Source organism: Labrenzia sp. C1B70 (genome assembly GCF_000475395.1).
Lineage (GTDB): Bacteria > Pseudomonadota > Alphaproteobacteria > Rhizobiales > Stappiaceae > Roseibium > Roseibium algicola.
Genome location: NZ_AXCE01000025.1, coordinates 1 through 327, shown reverse-complemented (window position 1 = coordinate 327; position 327 = coordinate 1). Strand labels below are relative to the sequence as shown.

1 protein-coding gene is annotated in these 327 nt (G+C 67.0%); it reads right to left on the bottom strand.

What is annotated here, in order from left to right; translation table 11 throughout:
- Positions 1–327 (bottom strand): hypothetical protein (locus Q666_RS66255; protein ID WP_035909132.1); only part of this gene is annotated, 327 nt, incomplete at both ends.

Below are 327 nucleotides of genomic sequence, written 5' to 3'. Positions count from 1 at the left end.
GTCCAGAAGCGGTACGTCGGCCACGTTGAGGACCTCCAGGGACAGGAGTTCCGACGTGGTGGCCGAGGTTCCCGTCGCCGGGTCCGTCACGGTGACATCCACGTTGAGAAGCTGCGTTCCCGGATCGAGCGCGGTCACGGTGAGGCCGAGCAGGTCTGCCTCCGACAGGGTGACGGACCCGTCCGGATTGACGACGCCGGCCGACAGGGTCGTGCCTTCCGCAAGGCCGGAAACCGTCACCTCGGCGAGTTCGCCCGGATTGAGGACGCCCAGGTCAATGACCAGTGGCGTTGCCGTGTCTTCAAGCACCGGCCCCGTCAGCGACAC